Source organism: Micromonospora sp. C28SCA-DRY-2 (assembly GCF_030519475.1).
Taxonomy (GTDB): Bacteria; Actinomycetota; Actinomycetes; order Mycobacteriales; family Micromonosporaceae; genus Micromonospora.
In genome coordinates this window covers 522,233-540,062 of record NZ_JAUMKD010000004.1, presented here as the reverse complement: position 1 = coordinate 540,062, position 17,830 = coordinate 522,233, and the positions used below count along the sequence as shown (strand labels likewise).

The 17,830-nt window shown below is 74.5% G+C and carries 21 protein-coding genes and 3 tRNA genes; 17 read left to right on the top strand and 7 right to left on the bottom strand.

The window, feature by feature from the left end:
• The first annotated feature begins 48 nt into the window (after positions 1–48).
• From Q3W71_RS20200 to Q3W71_RS20160, 9 genes are all read left to right on the top strand, one after another.
• Entirely contained in the window at positions 49–1,203 is a 1,155-nt protein-coding gene (locus tag Q3W71_RS20200; protein ID WP_302920906.1) for a polyprenyl synthetase family protein, read from the top strand.
• 28 nt (positions 1,204–1,231) lie between these two features.
• Positions 1,232–2,713 (top strand): phytoene desaturase family protein, encoded by a 1,482-nt coding sequence (crtI, locus tag Q3W71_RS20195; protein ID WP_302920905.1) that lies wholly within the window; start codon positions 1,232–1,234, stop codon positions 2,711–2,713.
• A gap of 32 nt (positions 2,714–2,745) precedes the next feature.
• A complete protein-coding gene (idi, locus tag Q3W71_RS20190; protein ID WP_302920903.1) occupies positions 2,746–3,357 on the top strand; it encodes an isopentenyl-diphosphate Delta-isomerase in 612 nt (203 codons plus the stop codon).
• Entirely contained in the window at positions 3,347–4,282 is a 936-nt protein-coding gene (locus tag Q3W71_RS20185; protein ID WP_302920902.1) for a MerR family transcriptional regulator, read from the top strand. The genes idi and Q3W71_RS20185 overlap by 11 nt, the downstream gene beginning before the upstream one ends.
• A gap of 75 nt (positions 4,283–4,357) precedes the next feature.
• Positions 4,358–5,146 (top strand): polysaccharide deacetylase family protein, encoded by a 789-nt coding sequence (locus Q3W71_RS20180; RefSeq protein ID WP_302920901.1) that lies wholly within the window; start codon positions 4,358–4,360, stop codon positions 5,144–5,146.
• A gap of 151 nt (positions 5,147–5,297) precedes the next feature.
• Positions 5,298–5,370 (top strand) — tRNA-Glu (locus Q3W71_RS20175).
• Between the two features lie 30 nt (positions 5,371–5,400).
• Positions 5,401–5,477 (top strand) — tRNA-Asp (locus tag Q3W71_RS20170).
• Between the two features lie 98 nt (positions 5,478–5,575).
• Positions 5,576–5,649, top strand: a tRNA-Phe gene (locus Q3W71_RS20165).
• A 298-nt stretch (positions 5,650–5,947) separates the two neighbouring features.
• Positions 5,948–6,505, top strand: coding sequence for a putative immunity protein (locus Q3W71_RS20160; RefSeq protein ID WP_302920900.1), 558 nt, complete (start codon positions 5,948–5,950; stop codon positions 6,503–6,505).
• Positions 6,506–6,529: 24 nt separating this feature from the next.
• Here the strand turns inward: Q3W71_RS20160 and Q3W71_RS20155 are convergent, their stop codons facing one another.
• Positions 6,530–7,504 (bottom strand): YafY family protein, encoded by a 975-nt coding sequence (locus tag Q3W71_RS20155; RefSeq protein WP_302920899.1) that lies wholly within the window; start codon positions 7,502–7,504, stop codon positions 6,530–6,532.
• A 120-nt stretch (positions 7,505–7,624) separates the two neighbouring features.
• Here Q3W71_RS20155 and Q3W71_RS20150 point away from each other — a divergent pair, with 120 nt between their 5' ends.
• From Q3W71_RS20150 to Q3W71_RS20135, 4 genes are all read left to right on the top strand, one after another.
• Complete coding sequence (locus tag Q3W71_RS20150) at positions 7,625–8,020, top strand: RidA family protein (protein WP_302920898.1); 396 nt, start codon at positions 7,625–7,627, stop codon at positions 8,018–8,020.
• Between the two features lie 210 nt (positions 8,021–8,230).
• Positions 8,231–8,581, top strand: a complete 351-nt coding sequence (locus Q3W71_RS20145; RefSeq protein ID WP_302920897.1) for a helix-turn-helix transcriptional regulator — start codon at positions 8,231–8,233, stop codon at positions 8,579–8,581.
• Complete coding sequence (locus Q3W71_RS20140; protein WP_302920896.1) at positions 8,578–9,270, top strand: cation transporter; 693 nt, start codon at positions 8,578–8,580, stop codon at positions 9,268–9,270. The genes Q3W71_RS20145 and Q3W71_RS20140 overlap by 4 nt, the downstream gene beginning before the upstream one ends.
• Positions 9,271–9,273: 3 nt before the next feature.
• On the top strand, positions 9,274–9,882 hold the full coding sequence (locus Q3W71_RS20135; RefSeq protein WP_302920894.1) for an isoprenylcysteine carboxylmethyltransferase family protein: 609 nt from the start codon (positions 9,274–9,276) through the stop codon (positions 9,880–9,882).
• Between the two features lies 1 nt (position 9,883).
• Here Q3W71_RS20135 and Q3W71_RS20130 read toward each other — a convergent pair whose 3' ends face one another.
• Positions 9,884–10,882 (bottom strand): hypothetical protein, encoded by a 999-nt coding sequence (locus Q3W71_RS20130; protein ID WP_302920893.1) that lies wholly within the window; start codon positions 10,880–10,882, stop codon positions 9,884–9,886.
• A 161-nt stretch (positions 10,883–11,043) separates the two neighbouring features.
• Between Q3W71_RS20130 and Q3W71_RS20125 the strand changes: the two genes are divergently transcribed.
• Positions 11,044–11,565, top strand: a complete 522-nt coding sequence (locus Q3W71_RS20125; protein ID WP_302920892.1) for an SRPBCC family protein — start codon at positions 11,044–11,046, stop codon at positions 11,563–11,565.
• Between the two features lie 67 nt (positions 11,566–11,632).
• On the opposite strand, the gene Q3W71_RS20120 is transcribed toward Q3W71_RS20125, so the two are convergent.
• Complete coding sequence (locus tag Q3W71_RS20120) at positions 11,633–12,337, bottom strand: DUF2786 domain-containing protein (protein ID WP_302920891.1); 705 nt, start codon at positions 12,335–12,337, stop codon at positions 11,633–11,635.
• 149 nt (positions 12,338–12,486) lie between these two features.
• Positions 12,487–12,876 (bottom strand): hypothetical protein, encoded by a 390-nt coding sequence (locus Q3W71_RS20115; protein ID WP_302920890.1) that lies wholly within the window; start codon positions 12,874–12,876, stop codon positions 12,487–12,489.
• Positions 12,877–13,037: 161 nt separating this feature from the next.
• Here Q3W71_RS20115 and Q3W71_RS20110 point away from each other — a divergent pair, with 161 nt between their 5' ends.
• Positions 13,038–14,375, top strand: coding sequence for an ABC transporter substrate-binding protein (locus Q3W71_RS20110; RefSeq protein ID WP_302920889.1), 1,338 nt, complete (start codon positions 13,038–13,040; stop codon positions 14,373–14,375).
• Positions 14,376–14,436: 61 nt separating this feature from the next.
• Here the strand turns inward: Q3W71_RS20110 and Q3W71_RS20105 are convergent, their stop codons facing one another.
• Both Q3W71_RS20105 and Q3W71_RS20100 read right to left on the bottom strand, forming a co-directional pair.
• Positions 14,437–15,195 carry an enoyl-CoA hydratase/isomerase family protein gene (locus Q3W71_RS20105; RefSeq protein WP_302920888.1) on the bottom strand — a complete coding sequence of 253 codons (759 nt, stop codon included), beginning with the start codon at positions 15,193–15,195 and terminating at the stop codon, positions 14,437–14,439.
• Positions 15,196–15,250: 55 nt separating this feature from the next.
• On the bottom strand, positions 15,251–16,108 hold the full coding sequence (locus tag Q3W71_RS20100; protein ID WP_302921026.1) for a 3-hydroxyacyl-CoA dehydrogenase family protein: 858 nt from the start codon (positions 16,106–16,108) through the stop codon (positions 15,251–15,253).
• Between the two features lie 112 nt (positions 16,109–16,220).
• Between Q3W71_RS20100 and Q3W71_RS20095 the strand changes: the two genes are divergently transcribed.
• On the top strand, positions 16,221–16,517 hold the full coding sequence (locus Q3W71_RS20095; protein ID WP_302920887.1) for a hypothetical protein: 297 nt from the start codon (positions 16,221–16,223) through the stop codon (positions 16,515–16,517).
• Between the two features lie 43 nt (positions 16,518–16,560).
• Here Q3W71_RS20095 and Q3W71_RS20090 read toward each other — a convergent pair whose 3' ends face one another.
• Positions 16,561–17,340, bottom strand: a complete 780-nt coding sequence (locus Q3W71_RS20090) for a bifunctional 2-polyprenyl-6-hydroxyphenol methylase/3-demethylubiquinol 3-O-methyltransferase UbiG (RefSeq protein ID WP_302920886.1) — start codon at positions 17,338–17,340, stop codon at positions 16,561–16,563.
• A 53-nt stretch (positions 17,341–17,393) separates the two neighbouring features.
• Between Q3W71_RS20090 and Q3W71_RS20085 the strand changes: the two genes are divergently transcribed.
• Positions 17,394–17,774 (top strand): PPOX class F420-dependent oxidoreductase, encoded by a 381-nt coding sequence (locus tag Q3W71_RS20085; RefSeq protein ID WP_302920885.1) that lies wholly within the window; start codon positions 17,394–17,396, stop codon positions 17,772–17,774.
• Positions 17,775–17,830: the final 56 nt, after the last annotated feature.

The following is a 17,830-nucleotide window of genomic DNA, read 5'->3' as shown; positions in this document are numbered from 1 at the left end:
CGACGCACCAATCGACGCAACTCACAACCCTAGGGTACGCTCAGCCGCATGGCCAACGACGCATCCGCGGGTAATACGCTTCGCGACGCGCCGGCAGATTCAGCCGGCCGGGACGATCCGATCCGCGCGGTGCTGGCCGCGTACACCAGGGAGCTGGTCACGGCGGTGGACGACACCCTCGGCGCCTTCCTCGCCGCCGAGGTCGACGCGCTGGCCGGGATCGACGCGGCGATGGGGGGCTTCGCCGCGACCGCGCGCGAGCACGTGCTCGCCGGCGGCAAGCGGGTCCGCCCGACGTTCGCCTACTGGGGCTGGCGCGGGGCGGTGGGCCCGATCGAGCCGCTGCCACCGGTGCTGCCGGCGCTCGCCGCCCTCGAACTGCTGCACTCCTTCGCGCTGGTGCACGACGACGTGATGGACGCCTCGACCACCCGGCGCGGCCGGCCGACCGTGCACGTGGCGGTGGCCGCCCAGCACGCCGCCGCCGGCCACCGGGGCGACCCCCGCCGGTTCGGCGAGGCGGTCGCGGTGCTGATCGGCGACCTCTGCATGGTCTGGGCCGACCGGCTGCTCGCCCGCGCGGCAGTGCCACCGGCCCGGCTGCTCGACGTCCGCCGCTGCTACGACCAGATGCGGGTGGAGACCGTGGCCGGGCAGTACCTCGACGTGCTCGGCGAGAGCGACACCGCCGGCTGGTCGGTCGACCGGGCGCTGCGGGTCGCCCGCTACAAGACCGCCAGCTACACGGTGCAGCGGCCACTGCTCTTCGGCACCCACCTGGCCGGCGCCGGCGCCGACGACGCGCTCGTCACCGCCTACACCCGCTACGGACGGGCGGTCGGCGAGGCGTTCCAGCTCCGCGACGACCTGCTCGGGGTCTACGGCGACCCGGCCACCACCGGCAAGCCGGCCGGCGACGACCTGCGCACCGGCAAGCCGACGGTGCTGCTCATGCTGGCCCGGCAGCTCGCCACCCCGACCCAGCGCCGGGCGCTGGACCGGGTGGGTACGGGCGGCGACGACCGGGAGATCGCCGGGCTGGCCGAGCTGGTCGCCGACACCGGGGCCGTCGACCGGGTCGAGCGGATGATCACCGACCGGGTGGCGGAGGCGCTCACCGCGCTCGGCGACGCGTCGATCGACGAGACGGCGCGGATGGCGCTCACCGGCCTCGCCGGCACCGCCACCGACCGGCGGGCATGATGGGCAACTTCGTGAAGGAGGTGGTCGCGTGCGGACCGTGAGCGGACCCACCGACCGGGTGGTGGTGGTCGGGGCCGGCCTCGGCGGGCTGGCCTGCGCGCTGCACCTGGCCGGCAGCGGCCGGCAGGTGACAGTGCTGGAACGCGAGCCGGTACCGGGTGGGCGGGCCGGCCGGCTGGGCGTCGACGGCTACGAGTTCGACACCGGGCCGACCGTGCTCACCATGCCCGACCTGATCGCCGAGGCGCTCGGCGCGGTCGGCGAGGAGCTGGCCGACTGGCTCGACCTCACCCCGCTCGACCCGGCCTACCGGGCGTACTACCCGGACGGCTCGACGCTCGACGTCATCACCGACACCACCCGGATGGCCGCCGAGATCTCCCGGGTCTGCGGGCCCCGGGAGGCAGACGGCTACCTGCGCTTCGTCGACTACGCCCGGCGGCTGTGGCAGCTGGAGCGGGCCGACTTCATCGAGCGCAACCTGGACGCCCCGACCGACCTGCTCACCGGCAACCTGCTGAGGCTGCTCGCCGGCGGCGCGTTCCGCCGGCTCCAGACCAAGATCGACCAGTTCTTCCGGGACCCGCGCACCCGGCGGATCTTCGCCTTCCAGGCGATGTACGCCGGGCTCGCCCCGCACGACGCGCTGGCCATCTACGCGGTCATCGCGTACCTCGACTCGGTGGCCGGGGTGTACTTCCCGCGCGGCGGCATCCACGCGGTCTCCCGGGCGATGGCCGGCGCGGCCGAGAAGCACGGCGTGCAGATCCGGTACGGCACCACGGTCAGCCGGGTGGAGACCGCCGGCGGGCGGGCCACCGGGGTGCTGACCGCCGACGGCGAGCGGATCCCGGCCGACGTGGTGGTGCTCAACCCCGACCTGCCGGTGGCCTACCGTGACCTGCTGCCGCCGGTCCGGCAGCGGCGGCTGCGCTACTCGCCGTCCTGCGTGGTGCTGCACGTCGGCTCGACCCGGGGCTACTCGAAGATCGCCCACCACAACATCCACTTCGGACGGGCCTGGCGGGGCACCTTCGACGAGGTCATCCGGCGCGGAAGGCTGATGAGCGACCCGTCGCTGCTGGTCACCAACCCGAGCCGGACCGACCCGTCGGTCGCGCCGGCCGGGCGGCACACCTACTACGTGCTCGCCCCGGTGCCGAACCTCGACCGGGCGCCGTTCGAGTGGCGGGGCGACCTCAGCCGCCGCTACGCCGACCAGCTCGTCGACACGCTGGAGGAACGCGGCTACGTCGGCTTCGGCGCGGGCGTCGAGGTGCTCCGGACCATCACCCCGGCCGACTGGGCCGAGCAGGGCATGGCGGCCGGCACCCCGTTCGCCGCCGCGCACAGCCTGTTCCAGACCGGCCCGTTCCGCCCGGTCAACCTGCACCGCACCCTGCCGAACGTGGTCTTCGTGGGCTCCGGCACCCAGCCCGGGGTGGGCGTGCCGATGGTGCTGATCTCCGGCAAGCTCGCCGCCGGCCGGATCACCGGCGGTGACCGGTGAGCCATCCCCTCGGAACGGAAGGGCAGGAACCGGTGACCTCCCGGGAGAGCCACCAGGTCGAACTCGTCGACGACACCGGCCGGGCGGTCGGCGAGACGAGCGTGTCGGCGGCGCACCAGCCGCCGGGCCAGCTGCACCGCGCCTTCTCGGTGCTGCTGGTCGACCCGGACGGTCGGGTGCTGCTGCAACGGCGGGCCGCGGCGAAGACCCGCTTCCCGCTGCGCTGGGCCAACTCCTGCTGCGGGCACCCCACGCCGGGCCAGTCGCCGGTCGAGGCCGCGACCCGCCGGCTCCGCGAGGAGCTGGGCGCCGGCCCGGTCGAGCTGACCGAGGTGGGGGTGTACGTCTACTACGCCGAGGATCCGGTCACCGGACGGGTCGAGTTCGAGTACGACCACGTGCTGCGCGGCGAGTTCCGGCCGGACAGCCCGCTGCGCCCGCACCCCGACGAGGTGGCCGAGCTGCGCTGGGTGGATCCGGTCGGGCTGGCGGCCGACCTCGACGCCGACCCCCGGGCGTACGCGCCGTGGCTGGGCGGGGTGGTGAACCGCCTGCTGAACCCGAACGGCCAACTGGCCGGCCCGGCGGTGGTTCCGCCAGGGCTGCCGGCCGACGACGCGCCGGAGCGGCCGGGTGGCCGATGAGGCACTGAGCGCGGGAGCGGTCGCCCGGCGACTCGGGGTCGCGGTGACCACGCTGCGCACCTGGCACCAGCGCTACGGCCTCGGGCCGAGCGAGCACGTCCCGGGGCACCACCGGCGCTACACACCGGCCGACCTCGCCCGGCTGGAGGTGATGCGCCGGCTCACCGCCGAGGGGGTGGCCCCGGCCGAGGCGGCCCGCTGGGCCCGCCAGGGCCCGGACGTGGTTCCCTCCGGCGCGTCGGCGCGTACGGCCGTCGGTCGTGACGGCGGACCGACCATCCCGGTGGGCCGGGCGGGGCCGGCGGCCCGCGGTCTGGCCCGGGCCGCGATGCGGCTGGACTCGGTGGTGATCAGCGAGACGATCGCCCGGGCGATCGCCACCGACGGGGTGGTCGCCACCTGGGACGGGCTGCTGCGCCCGGTGCTCGTCGGCATCGGCGAGCGACACGACGCCACCGGTGGCCTGGTCGAGGTGGAGCACCTGGTGTCCCGGTGCGTCTCCGAGGCCCTCGCCGCGGCGGCCCGGGCCGCGGCGCCGCCCGGGCCGCCGCGCATCCTGCTCGCCTGCGCCGACGAGGAGCAGCACAGCCTGCCGCTGGAGGCGTTGGCCGCCGCGCTGGCCGAGGTCGGGGCCGGCTACCGGATGCTGGGCGCCCGGGTGCCGGTGCCGGCGCTGCTGGAGGCGGTCAACCGGACCGGGCCGGCCGCCGTGGTGCTCTGGTCGCACACCCGGACCACCGCCGATCCGGACCAGCTCGCCGCCCTGCTGGCGGCGCACCGCCGGCCGCTGCTGGTGCTCGCGGCGGGGCCGGGGTGGCGGGCCGACACCCTGCCCGCGGGGGTGGTCCGACCGGTCGATCTCTCCGAGGCGTTGGCGCTGGCCGTGGCCGTCCGGGACGCGCTGGACCGGCCGGCGGCGAGCTGACCGGGCTCCCGGCTCCCGGCGGGCGTCCACTACCGTCGTGGGGTCCGCGAACCCCGACCCCTCCGGGAGCGAACGATGCGCCACCGCGCCCTGCTGGCGTACGCCCTGGTCCTGGTGATCGTCCTCGCTGGCGAGAGCGGCACCGCGACCGACCGGCCGGCGGCTCCGCCGACCGTCGCCGGTACGGCCACCCCCACGCCGGACGTCACCCCGACCCCCCGACCGACCCGTGCCACCCCGTCCCGCCCCCGGCTGCGGCCGCTGCCGAAGACGCTGCCGGCCGGGTTGCAGCGGGGCACGGGGGTCCGCCAGGTCGCGCTCACCTTCGACGACGGACCCGACCCGGTCTGGACGCCGAAGGTCCTCGACCGGCTGCGGGCGGCCCGGGTCAGCGCCACGTTCTGCGTGGTCGGGCGGAACGTCCGACGCCACCCCCAGCTGGTGCGGCGGATCGTCCGGGAGGGCCACCAGCTCTGCAACCACAGCTGGAACCACGACGTTGACCTGGGCCGGCGGCCGGTGGCGGAGATCCGGGCCGACCTGGTCCGGACGAACAAGGCCATCCAGGCGGCCGTGCCCGGGGCGCGGGTGCCGTTCTACCGGCAGCCCGGCGGGCGGTGGACGGCCGAGGTGGTGGCGACGGCCAAGCAGCTCGGCATGAGGTCGCTGCACTGGACCGTGGACCCGCAGGACTGGGGCAAGCCGCCCGCGGCGACGATCGCCAAGCGGGTGCACACCGCCGCCCGGCCCGGCGCTGTCGTCCTGCTGCACGACGGCGGCGGCGACCGGCATGCGACGCTGGCCGCCTGCCCCGCGCTGATCGGCGACCTGAAGCGCCGGTACGGCGTCACCAAGCTCCGCTAGCCCGCTGACCTGCGGTTTCGTGTGTCGTTGTGGCTACCGCCATACCGGTTTGGTCGACCGGCCGGGCATCACGTATGCTTTCCAAGCCTCCGGCGGGGCCGGATGGGAGCAAGTCCGCTTGAAGTTGCGAATGTGCAATGATGGCGGGGCCGCCCTCATCGTCTAGCGGCCCAGGACGCCGCCCTTTCAAGGCGGTAGCACGGGTTCGAATCCCGTTGGGGGCACGACCGGCGCAAGCCGGAGCAACAAAGCTAGGTCCTGTGGAGCAGTCGGAGTGCTCGCCGCCCTGTCAAGGCGGAGGTCGCGGGTTCAAGTCCCGTCAGGACCGCCAGCGCTGACGCCGCGCCCAACCCGCGCGGCGTTCTGCGTATCGGAGCGTGCGACCCTCGCGGCGGAAACTCCGCCCTGCGGGTAGCATGAGCCGAGCACGGCCAGGTAGCTCAGTTGGTACGAGCGTCCGACTGAAAATCGGAAGGTCGGCGGTTCGACCCCGCCCCTGGCCACATAGCCTTTCGCCGGGCTAAGCAGCGCCGACCAGCGGAAACGCCGGTCGGCGCTCTGCTTTTGGTGGCGAGTCCGCGAGGAATCGGACGGGTGCTGGCGCACGCCCGCCCGCTCGGGTCGATGCGGCGCCAACAGCTTCCAAGCCGTCCTGTCAGGCCGGCATCTGCCCTCTCATGCGGGGTCGTGGCGCCTAGACCAACCGGCGGGAGGTCCGCTGTCCTTGAAGGTTTCTGGTCCACCGCCCTGCGGATGTCACCGAGAACCTTCAACCGACGGTTCAGTAATACGGTCGACGGTGTGCCCGATGAGAATCTGGTGATCGAACTCAGCATGGCTGAGCTGCGCGACATCGCGGGCTATGCGGCGGCCTGCGCGGAGCCGGCGTTGGCGATCTTCCAACGGGACCGCCCGGACGATTGCCGCCCACGAGCCGCGATCGAGGCTGCGCGAGCGTTCGCCGGGGGAGGCGAGCGGACCAAGGCGATCCGGGACAGGGCGTGGGCGGCCCAGCGGGCGTATCAGGAGACCCGCGACGCGGGACAGGCCGCTGCGAGCGAGGCGGCCCGCGCGGCCGTTGCCGCGGCCAGTGCCGCGTTCCTGCATCCCCTGGCGAAAGCGACCCAGGTCCTGCACATCCTCGGACCGGCCGCCCACGCCGCGCGGGCCTTCGAGCTCGATGCCGGCGACGACCGTGACGTCGGCGCCCGCTGCATCCAGCAGGCGAGCGACCTGGCGGGCGCCGTCGTAGTGGACGTCCTGAGGCGTTACCCCAACGCCCCGAGCGGTCGCGGCCGGCCGGGGGAGCTACTGCGGAGACTGGACGCGGCTCTGCGGCAGGCGGCGACCAACCGCTGACCATCGGGCCAGCGCCATGACGACTCAGGACGACGCTTCGTAGCGGGTGGCGATCGCGGCGGCGCGGTCGCGCAGGGCGGTGCGCAACCACTGCGGAGCCAGGGCTTCCGCGTTCGTGGCGAGTTGCCACAGCGCCCATTCGGCGTGTCTCGGGTCCTGGAAGGTCACCTCCAGTCGCAGCCAGCCGTCCGCGTCGGTCTCTTCGGTGCGGACGGCCAGCGCGGTGCCGACCAGCTCCTCCCGCCGCGCCGGGTTCACCCGTACCAGCACGGTGACCTGGTCGCCGCCGGTCCGGAACCGCGCACTGCGTTCCTGCCAGGCCCGGTCCAGGTCGACCCGGTCCGGCCGCTCTGCGGGTTCGGCGAGTTCCTCGGCGGCCAGGACCCGGGACAGCCGGTAGGTGCGGTCCGCCCCGGACCGCATGGCCAGCAGGTAGCCCTGGTCGCGCACGGTGACCAGGCCGATCGGGTCCACCGTGCGCCATCGCGGAGCCTGCCCCGCGGCCGCGTAGTGGATGCGCAGCCGGTGTCCGGCCAGCACGGCGCGCCGGACCTCGGCAACGATCGTGTCGGGCACCTCCTCGGGGAGCAGCCGGCGCGAGAGGAGGTCGGTCTCCGGGTCGACGAGCAGTCGCTGGACGGCGCCGGTCACGGTGTCCCGGTGGCTCTCGGGCAGGGCGTCCACCACCTTGCGCATGGCGGACGCCAGGGCCGAGCCGAGGCCGAATGCCTGCGCGCCGCTCCGCGAGCCGGCGACCAGCAGGGCGAGCGCCTCGTCGTGGTTCAGTCCGGTGAGCTCGGTCTGGAAACCGGGCAGCAACGCGAACCCGCCGTGCCGGCCGCGTTCCGCGTAGACCGGGACGCCGGCCGCGGAGAGCGCCTCGATGTCGCGCAGTACGGTGCGGGTGGACACCTCCAGCTCGCGGGCCAGGGTGGCCGCGGACAGCCGACCGCGCTGGCGCAACAGCAGCACCAGCGAGACCAACCGGTCGGCGCGCACCCGGAAATCATGCCAGGAATACACGACATGAGATGTCGTGATTCGTTGGGAGGCTCATCAGCACGGCGGCGAGACGGCTACCGAGCCGACGGCCGATGGAGCGAATGGAGTGGATCTGCGATGGAGCGAACGGCGGTCAACCCGGTGACGTGGTCGGTGGGCATGGGATTCAACCAGGGTGAGGTCGTCTCCGGGCACACCCGGACGCTGTACTGCTCGGGGCAGACCGCGACGAGCGACGAGGGCAAGCCCCAGCATGCCGGCGACATGGCGGCACAGGTGGCGCTGAGCCTGGACAACCTGGAGGCCGTGCTCAGCGAGGCCGGCATGTCGCTGGCGAACCTCGTCCGGCTCAACGTCTACACCACCGACGTCGACCTGCTCTTCCGGCACTACGGCGTGCTGGCGTCGCGGCTGGGCGCCGCCGGGGTGGCGCCGACCACCACGATGCTCGGGGTGACCCGGCTGGCGATCCCCGAGCTGATGGTCGAACTCGAGGGGACCGCCGTCGCGTGACACCACCTGGCCGCCTCCGGCAGAGCACTGCCGGAGGCGGCCAGGTGGCGCGAGCCAGGACGCGGTTGCGCGATCGGCGTTCCGCCGTACGGCGGGGTGTCCGACCAGCCTCTTTTCGCCGCGCCGACGCAGGTCCCCGGTGGCCCGCGGGCTGCCGCCAGCGCCCGCGCCGGTTGCCACATGATGCCGAGCCGGCGCTATCATCACGCTATGGCGATTGGTTGTACCGCTGGGCGGGAACCGGCTGTGGCGCTGTTCCGGTCGCTCGGCGACCCGACCCGGTTGGCGATCCTGCGACGGCTCGCGTCCGGCGAGGCGCGGGTGGTCGACCTGACCAACGAGTTGGGCCTGGCGCAGTCGACGGTCTCAAAGCACCTGGCCTGTCTGCGGGACTGCGGGCTGATCGACTACCGCGTCGAGGGGCGGCAGTCGTTCTACGCGTTGACCCGGCCGGAGCTGCTGGATCTGCTGCGCTCGGCGGAGCAGCTCCTGGCCGCCACCGGCGAGGCGGTGGCCCTCTGCCCGGTCTACGGCACCCCCACGGTCGGGGCGAGCGCGTGAGCGTCGCCCTGCTGTCCCCGGAACGCCGGGCGGTGCTGTCGCGGCGCAGCCTGTGGTTGGCCTACGCCACCGCCGGCTACAACCTGCTCGAGGGCCTGGTCGCCATGGCCGCCGGCGCGGCCGCCTCGTCCACGGCGCTGATCGGCTTCGGCCTGGACTCGTTCGTCGAGGTGTCCAGCGCCGCCGTGCTGATCTGGCAGTTCCGCTCCCGGGTACCGGAGGACCGCGAGCGCCTGGCGCTGCGGCTGATCGGCGTGTCGTTCTTCGCCCTGGCCGCCTGGGTGACCGTCGACGCCCTCCGCTCGCTCCTCGCCGGCGGCGACGCCGACGCCAGCCCCGTCGGCATCGGCCTGGCCGTCGCGTCGCTGATCGTCATGCCGCTGCTGGTCCGCGCGAAGCGACGTACCGGCCGGGAACTGGGCTCCGCCAGCGTGATGGCCGACTCCACGCAGACGATGCTCTGCACCTACCTGTCCGCGGTGCTCCTCCTCGGGCTGCTCCTCAACGCGCTGTGGGGTTGGTCCTGGGCCGACCCCGTCGCCGGGCTCGTCATCGCCGGCGTAGCGGTGAAGGAGGGCGTGGCGGCCTGGCGCGGCGAGCACTGCGACGACTGCGCACCAGCGATCGCCACCGGCGCCGACCGCGTCTCCGGCTGCGCCGACGGCTGCTGCACCGACCGGAAGGCGTGAACGATGGCCTGGCTCGCACTGCTGCTCTACCTGCTCGGTCTGCTGCTGGCGTTCGGCTGGCGAACCGTGACCCAGTGGCGCCGCACCGGAGACACCGGCCTACGCCTCGACGCCGGCCGGCCCGGCACCCTGCGCTGGTGGGCCAAACTGCTGTTCGTCGCCGCGCTCGTGCTCGGCTTCGGCGGTCCGGTGGCTGCCCTCGCCGGCCTGCCGCCCCTGCCCGGCGTCGACCACCGACCGCTGCACCTCGTCGGCCTGGTCGTGACGGTCATCGGCATCGTCGCCACGCTCGCCGCCCAGCTCGCCATGGGGACGTCCTGGCGCATCGGCGTGGACCCGACCGAACGCACCGAGCTGGTGACCCACGGCGCGTTCGCGCTGGCCCGCAATCCCATCTTCACCGCCATGGCGGCCACCACCCTCGGCCTGACCCTCCTGGTGCCGAACGCCGTCTCGGTGGCCGCCTGGCTCGTCCTGGTGCTGGCGCTGCAACTTCAGGTACGCGCCGTCGAGGAGCCCTACCTCCTCGCCACCCACGGCGAGGCCTACCGCCGGTACGCGGCCGGCGTCGGGCGCTTCCTGCCCGGGCTGGGGCGGCTGGAGCGGGTCTGACTCAGCGGGGGCGGTGCTGGCTCACCCCGCTCTGGATCGCCTCCCAGACGCTGCGCCCGGCCTGCCGGAGCGCCTCGCTGGCCTGCGCGGCCAGCTCCGTCGGGCTGGGCCCGGCTTCGCCGCCTCCCGGCTGACCCTGGCCGCCGCCCTGCGCACCCGGTTCCGGCCGTCCCGGCCCGGCACCGCCCGGCTGGCGTCCGCCACCGCCGCCTGGCTGCTGCCCCGGGCCGCCGCCCGGCTGACCCTGCGCACCGCCCGGCCGCGCCTGCTCGGCCTGACCGCCGCCGGGCGCCCCACCGCCCTGCTGCCGCTGCTCCGCCTGGCCGCCACCGGCCGCCTGACGCCCGCCGCCGGGCTGCTGCCCCTGGCCGCCGCCCGGCCGACCCTGCCCACCGCCGCCCTGCTCCCGGCCGCCCTCGGCGGCGCCTTCCGGACCCCGGTACCTGGCCTGGGCGCTGATCGAACCGATCTCCCTGCCGAGCCGGTCCACCACCGTGTCGAGGCGCTCGGTGCTGCCGGTGACCTGCTGGGCGGTCCGGTGCACGTCGTCGCCCACCCCGCCGGCGGCACCGGCCAGCATCTCGATGATCTGCGGGTTCCGCTCGATGGTGGTCAGCGCGCGGTCCAGGATCCGGCTCACCTCCTCCAGCCGCACCTTCAGCAGCACCTCGGCGCGTACGTCGGTGATGTCCAGTTCGACGCCGTGCAGGTCGACCCGGACGCCGGCGTCGAGCTGCACCAGGTTCGCCAGCCGGGCCTTGAGGGAGATGTCGGCGCGCAGCGCGTCCACGGCCAGCCGGATGGACTCCACCCGGAGGTCGGGCACGTCCAGCAGCACGTCCGGTTCGCCCTGCCGACCCGGGCCGGGCGGCTGGTCGCCGTACTGCGCGTGCCGGCTGCCGCGCTCGTCCGGCTGCTGGCCCGCATCCCGCCGGCCCGGTGGCTGGCCGCCCGCCTGAGCCTGCTGCCGGCCCTGGTCACCCGACCCGGTTCCACTCATCTCCGTCGCTCCCCCGCTGACGACAGCGGCCGGGAGGAGACCGGCCGCGCCGGCGCGCTTACCCGTTCGTCGGGCCGCCATCCCTGCCGCCAGGGCGCTGTCCGGAACCGGGCACCGCGCGAAGCTGCACACCGAGGCATCAGCCGGTATGGTCCGGGCCTATGGGACAGGAGACGGCCGGTCCGGCGGAGATCCAGCAGGATTCCGAGCGGTTCTCGTTACGCAGCAGCCTCCTCGTCCCGGCTCCGGCCGCGCAGGCGTTCGCGGTGTTCACCGGGGCGCTGACCGACTGGTGGGTGACCGAGTACACCTGGTCCGGGCCGGCGCACCTGGCGGAGCTGGGGATCGAGCCGCGGGCCGGCGGCATGCTCTACGAGATCGGCCCGTACGGCTTCCGCAGCGACTGGGGCCGGGTGCTGACCTGGGACCCGCCCCGGCGGCTGGTCTTCACCTGGCAGATCGGCGCCGACCGGGTGCCGGTGCCGGACCCGTCCCGGGCCAGCGAGGTGGAGGTCCTCTTCCATCCGGAAGGGCCGGCGCGGACCCTGGTCGAGGTCGTGCACCGGCACTTCGACCGGCACGGCGACGCCGCCGAGGGCTACCGGGAGGCACTCACCGCCGGCTGGCACGAACTGCTCTCCCGCTACGCCGCCTCGGTCGGCCGGCACGCCGACCTGAGCTGACCCGGGGCTCAGCGGCCCGGGCACGCCCGGGCATCGAAGGCAGGTGCCACCCGGCACCGCGCCCGGTTCAGCGGCCCAGACCGGGCCGGCCGCCGGGGCCGGGGACCACCGGGCCGCCCAGGTCGGCGCGGCGACCGGCGGCCGCACCGGAGCCGAATCCGGATCCGGCCAACCGGCGCGGCGGCGCGGTACGCAGCCGCGGGTAGACCTCGGCGAGGCGCCGCTGCACCCGGTCGGACCGGTCCGCGAGCACCAGCGCGACCGAGCCGCCACCCGCCTCGGTGGCCGCGCCCTCCTCGGCGGCGCGCAGCCGGCCGGCGACGACCTGCGCGAAGCCGGCCAGCCAGGACCGCCGGTACGCGGCCGGGTGCTCGCCGGCCGGCACCACCTCGGCGGCCAGCCCGTGCGCCGCCTGCACCAGCAGCGAGGTGAAGAGCAGTTCCACCCGCTCCAGGTCGCTGGCGAAGCCGAACAGGTGCATCGCGAACCCGCTGCCCTGGCGGCGGCGTACGCAGCGGCAGCGCAGCGGTTCGGCGACCGCGGCGAGCAGACCGGCCTTGTCCCGGGCGTACGGGGCGACGACCTCGACCACCCGGTCGCCGACCGGGTCGGTGGCCGGGTCACGGGCGGCGAGCAGCGCCCGGTCCATGCCGTAGCGGGCGATCAACTCGGTCGCCTTGGCGGTGAACGCGGCCGCCTCGGCCGGCGTGCAGGCCGGGTCCTCGGCCTGGGCCAGCAGCTTGCGCACCTTGCTCAGCATGGCCTCGGACATGCCCACAGGCCTATCACGGCGGGCCGACCCACCGACCGCCGCGCCCGAGGCCCGGCCGGCCGCGCCAGCAGGTCGCCACGACCGGGCGCGCCAGCAGGTCGCCACGACCGGCACGCGGACGGCTCGGCCGACGGCCGCGCGGAACCGGCTCAGCCGGCTCGGTGGCGCAGCGTGGCGACCGTCGAGCCGGCGAGGGTGAGCAGGCAGTCCGAGAGCAGACCGTCGGCGGCGGCCGCGCCGAACAGGGCCTCGCCGGTGTCCGCGTCGGCGTTGGCGTACGCGCTGACGAAGCGGGCCACCCAGCGGGTGTCGTAGCCGGCCTGATCGATGCCGGGGAAGTCCAGCGCGCACGCCCCGGGCGGCACCTCGTCGCCCACCATCGCGGCGGCCAGACACCACGCCACCCCGTACGCGCCGGCCAGGCCGGACCGGTCGACCACCGCGTCGAACGTGCCCACCACCGCGTCGCCGTCGCCGGCCAGCGCGGAGTGGAGCACGGCGGCCGCGTCGTCGCGGATCTGCTGTGGTGAGTTCGTCACGCACCGCACAGTAGAGGGACGGGTCAAGCCACCACCTTCGGCCCCTCGTCACTCTGCGTAGGCAACGCCGTCTACCAGCGGATTGACGGGGCTCCACGGTCCCGCGGTTCGGGCCGGCACGCTAATGTGCGCAACGGACCTTCGCCGGAGGAAGGACGACCATGCTCAAATCACGCGCCTCGCGGGCAGCCACCCTGGCCGCCTGCGCGACGTTCCTGCTCGCCACCAGCGCATGCGGGACCGACCAGCCCGAGGAGACGACCACCCACCAGGTGCGCCTCTACGGGACCGACGGCAACATGCTCAACTCGTACCCAGCCGAGTTGAAGGAGCGGGCCAATCTGGTCGACGGCATGAAGGGCACCACGCCGCTCACGCCGCTGCCGGAGGACTTCAAGAACCGGCTACGCACCGTGGACCCGAAGCTGACCGACTTCCTCTACTCCGCCGAGGCGTACGACGCGGTCGTCATCAGCTCGCTGGCCGCCCAGCTGGCCGGCACCACCAACCCGGCCGCCATCGCCAAGCAGATCGTCGGCGTCACCAACGGCGGCCAGCGCTGCGAGGACCCGGCGAGCTGCCTCGCGCTGGCCCGCAACGGCCAGGACATCGAGTACCGCAGCGTCTCGCTGACCCGGGCGGGCTTCACCGACGCCGGTGAGCCGGCCACCGCCAGCTACGCCACCCTGCACTTCGACGGCCAGCAGCTCAACGACGGCAAGACCGAGTTCGTCGGGGCCGGCGACGAGTCCGCGGCCAGCAGCAAGGCGCCGCCGAAGGCGAAGAAGCAGCGGGGCAAGGCCCCGGACGCCCCGCTGGTGCTGGGCGGCCTGCTGCCGAAGACCGGTGACCTGTCCCTGGCCAACCCGCCGATCGCGGCCGGCGCGGCGCTGGCCCTGGAGGAGATCAACGCGGCCGGCGGCGTGCTCGGCAAGCCGGTGACCTGGATCGACGGCGACGACGGCACCAACCCGGACGTGGCCAAGGCCACCGTGGCCCGGCACGTCGAGGCCGGCGTGCACGTCATCATCGGTGCCGGTGGTTCCGGCATCTCCCGGGCCGTGCTGCCGGACGTGGTGCAGGCCGGCCTGGTGATGATCTCTCCGTCCAACACCGACGCCAGCCTGACCGAGGTGGACGACAAGGGCCTCTACTTCCGTACCGCGCCGCCGGACAGCCTCCAGGGGCGCGCACTCGCGGACGTGATACTGCGCGACGGTCCCCGCAAGATCGCGCTGGTCGCCCGGAAGGACTCCTACGGCGAGGGCCTCCAGGGCAACGTCCGGGAGGAGCTGGAGCGGGCCGGCTTCGGCGCCGACCGGGTCAAGCTGCTCACCTACGACCCGCCGGAGGACGCCAAGGCCGCGCCGGTCGACTTCACCGCCGGGGCGAAGGAGATCAAGGACTTCGGCGCCGAGGCCGTGCTGATCATCGGCTTCGCCGAGTCGGCGCAGGTGATCCGGGCGCTGGCGGACGCCGGGGTGCAGATCCGGCACTGACCGCCGCCCAGTCGCGGGACGGCCGCACCGGTTGACCGGTGCGGCCGTCGTCGTTGCGTGGTCAGCGCGGGCGACGCCGCTCGAGGAACTCGGTCATCCGCCGGTGCTTCTCCTCGTCCTCGAAGAGCACCGCCTGACTGACCAGGTCGAGCTGGGGGTGCGCGGCGGCCGGCGCGTCGACCGCCAGCTTCGTCAGCCGCAGCGCCAGCGCGGACCCCTTGGCCATCTCGTCGATCAGGCCGTGCGCCGCCGGCAGCAGCTCGCCGGGCTCGGCCACCACCCGGTTGACCAGCCCGATCCGCAGCGCCTCCGCGGCGTTTACCCGGCGCCCGGTGAAGAGCAGTTCCTTGGCCCGGGCCTCGCCGACCAGCGTCGGCAGCCGGTGGGTCGCGCCGGCGCCGGCCAGGATGCCCAACCGCACCTCCGGCTGGCCGAAGACCGCGCGCTCCGTGCAGACCCGCAGATCGCAGGCGTACGCCAGCTCGGCGCCGCCGCCCAGCGCCGGGCCGTCCACCGCCGCCACGGTCGGCATCGGCAGCGCCCGGATCCGGGCGAACGCCGCCGAGTTGATCGCGGCCAGCGCCTCCAGCCGGCCGCGCTCGCGCAGTTGCCCGATGTCCGCCCCGCCGGCGAAGATGCCGTCCGTCCCGCCGGTGAGCAGCAACAGCCGGGGGCGCGCCTCCAGCTCGGCGCAGACGGCGTGCAGCGCGGCGATCAGGTCGGCGTCGATCGCGTTGCGTTTCTCCGGCCGGTCGAGCGTGACCACCAGCCGGTCCGGGTGCTCCTCGACCCGCAGGCCGGCACCGTTGGCCGCGGTCACCGTGCCACCCTCGTTCGCGACTGCGGGGCTCGCAGACCCGGCTCACTCCCCGCGCTCACGCCTTCACCCCGTTCTCCCAGCGGTAGAAGCCCTGCCCGGACTTCTTGCCCAGCCGCCCGTCGGCCACCATCTCCACCAGCAGTGGCGGCGGCGCGAACCGGTCCCCGTACGCGGCCTGGAGGGTGCGCGCGATGTCCAGCCGCACGTCCAGTCCGACCAGGTCGGTGAGTTCCAGCGGGCCGACCGGGTGCCGGTAGCCGAGCACCATCGCCTTGTCGATGTCGGCCGGGGAGGCCACCCCGTCGGCCACCATCCGGATCGCCTCCAGGCCGAGGGTGACGCCGAGCCGGGAGGTGGCGAAGCCCGGCATGTCGCGTACCACGACCGGGTCCTTGCCCAGCCGGCCGGCGAGCGCGACGGCCGCGGCGGTGGTCCCCGCCGCGGTGGCCGGGCCGACCACGACCTCCAGCAGCGCCATCGCCCAGACCGGGTTGAAGAAGTGCAGCCCGAGGAAGCGCTCCGGCCGGGCCAGGCCGGTGGCCAGCTCGGCGATCGGGATGCTGGAGGTGTTGCTGCCCAGCAGCGCCGGGTGCAGCGCCTCGGCGTCGCGCAGCACCGACCGCTTGAGGTCGAGCCGTTCCGGCACCGCCTCCACCACCACGTCCGGTCCCTCGGCCACCTCGGCCAGGGTGGCGCGGAGGGTGACCCGCGCCCGGTCGTCCGCCGCCCGGTCGGCGGTCAGCTTGCCGCGCCGCACCGCCCGGTCCCACAGCTCGCCGAGCCGCGTCATGGCCGCCGCACCCCGGTCGGGGTCGACCTCCACCAGCTCGACGGCGTGCCCGGCGCCCGCCGCCACGTACGCGATGCCCAGCCCCATCGTGCCGGCACCCACCACGACGAACCGATCGCTCACCACCTGACGCTCGCTCATGGTGCGACCCTATGAGCCCCGGGTGCGCCGGCACGCGTGGGGGCGCGGCGGATCGGGTACAGACGGCGGTCAACCGAGGGAAGGACCAGTGGAGATGAGCCAGGCACCGGAGGGCGTCGCGGGCGCGGAGACCACCGAGACCGTGGAGACCCGCGGGGACGAGCGGGTGGAGCTGCTGCGCGCCGACACCAACAACGACGGCCGCACCGACGTGTGGGTGGTGGACACCGACGGCGACGGCAAGCCCGACCTGTTCCAGTTCGACACCGACCACGACGGCAAGGTCGACGTCACCATGGTCGACCTCGACGAGGACGGCACTCCGGACGAGGTGATCGACGGCGACGGCGGCCTGCCGCCCGAGCAGTTGCCGCCGACCGTCCAGGTCTGACCGACCGCCCGGGCTCCCGCCGCCCGGCGGGGGCCCGTCCGCGTCAGCCGGCCAGCCGGAGCGTTGCCAGGTAGTACGGGGCGTCCCGGTCGTCCACGTCGGCCAGTCGCCAGGCGGTGCCCCGCACCAGCGTGCCGAGTTCGTCCGGGGAGCAGACCAGGTAGTCGAACCACGGGGTGCCCAGCTCCCGGTAGCGCAGCCGCAACCGCAGCTGGCCGCCGAGCCGGCCCCGCCGGCGGTTGTGTTCGTGGTAGCCGGTGTGCACCGGGTCGCGGGTGCCGTACGGGTCGGTGCCGTGCGCGATCACCTGCGCGCCCGGGCGGGCCAGCGCGGCGAGCGCGGCCAGGAACGCCGGGGCGCGCTCCCGCCCTTCGAGCAGACCGAGATTGTTGCCCAGCAGCAAGAACGTGTCGTACCGCCGGCCGTCGGCGACGTGTTCGTCGACCGTGCCGTGCACCAGGTCGCGTACGCCCCGACGCCGGCACACGCCCAGCGCCCCGGCCGAGGTGTCCAACCCGGTCACCGGCACGCCCCGGTCCTGCAACTCCAGCGCGATCCGGCCGGCGCCCACGCCGACGTCCAGGGTGGCGCCCCGCACCCGGTCCACCGCCCGCCGGTCGTACGGCTGCCAGCCGGCGGGACCGTCCAGGTAGTGCGCGGCGGGCGCACCGTTGACCAACCCGTCGTCGCGTTCGATGATCTCGATGACCGGCCGTGGCAGCCGCCCGCCGGCCAGGGGCCGCGGACCGACCCCGGTGGCCACCGCGTACGCGTCGCGCAGCAGTTCACCGAAGACGTCACCGATCCGTGGCTCACCCGTCACGGGCTTCACGCTATCCGGCCGGTCAGTCAACCGCGCGGTCGTATCCTGGCGGCGTGACCACGTTGGACCGCCTGGCGGCGGAGAAGTACCTGCTGCTCACCACCTTCCGCAAGGACGGCCGGGCGGTGGCGACCCCGGTCTGGGCGGTCCGCGACGGCGACGCGCTGGCGGTGTGGACGGCGGCGAACTCCGGAAAGGTGAAGCGGATCCGGCGCAGCGGCGAGGTCACCGTGGCCCCGTGCGACGTGCGGGGCCGGCCGCACGGCGAGGCGGTGCCCGGCCACGCCACCCTCTGCGACCCGGCCGGGACCCGCCGGATCCGCGGTCTCATCAAGCAGAAGTACCGGCTGCTCGGCCGGCTCTCGTTGCTCGGCAGCCGGTTGCGCCGGGGCGAGGGCGGGACGGTCGGCGTCCGGGTCACGCTGGCCGGCTGAGCATTCCCCGGACGCGACGAGGGGGCGGTGGAGCGATCCACCGCCCCCTCGGGCAG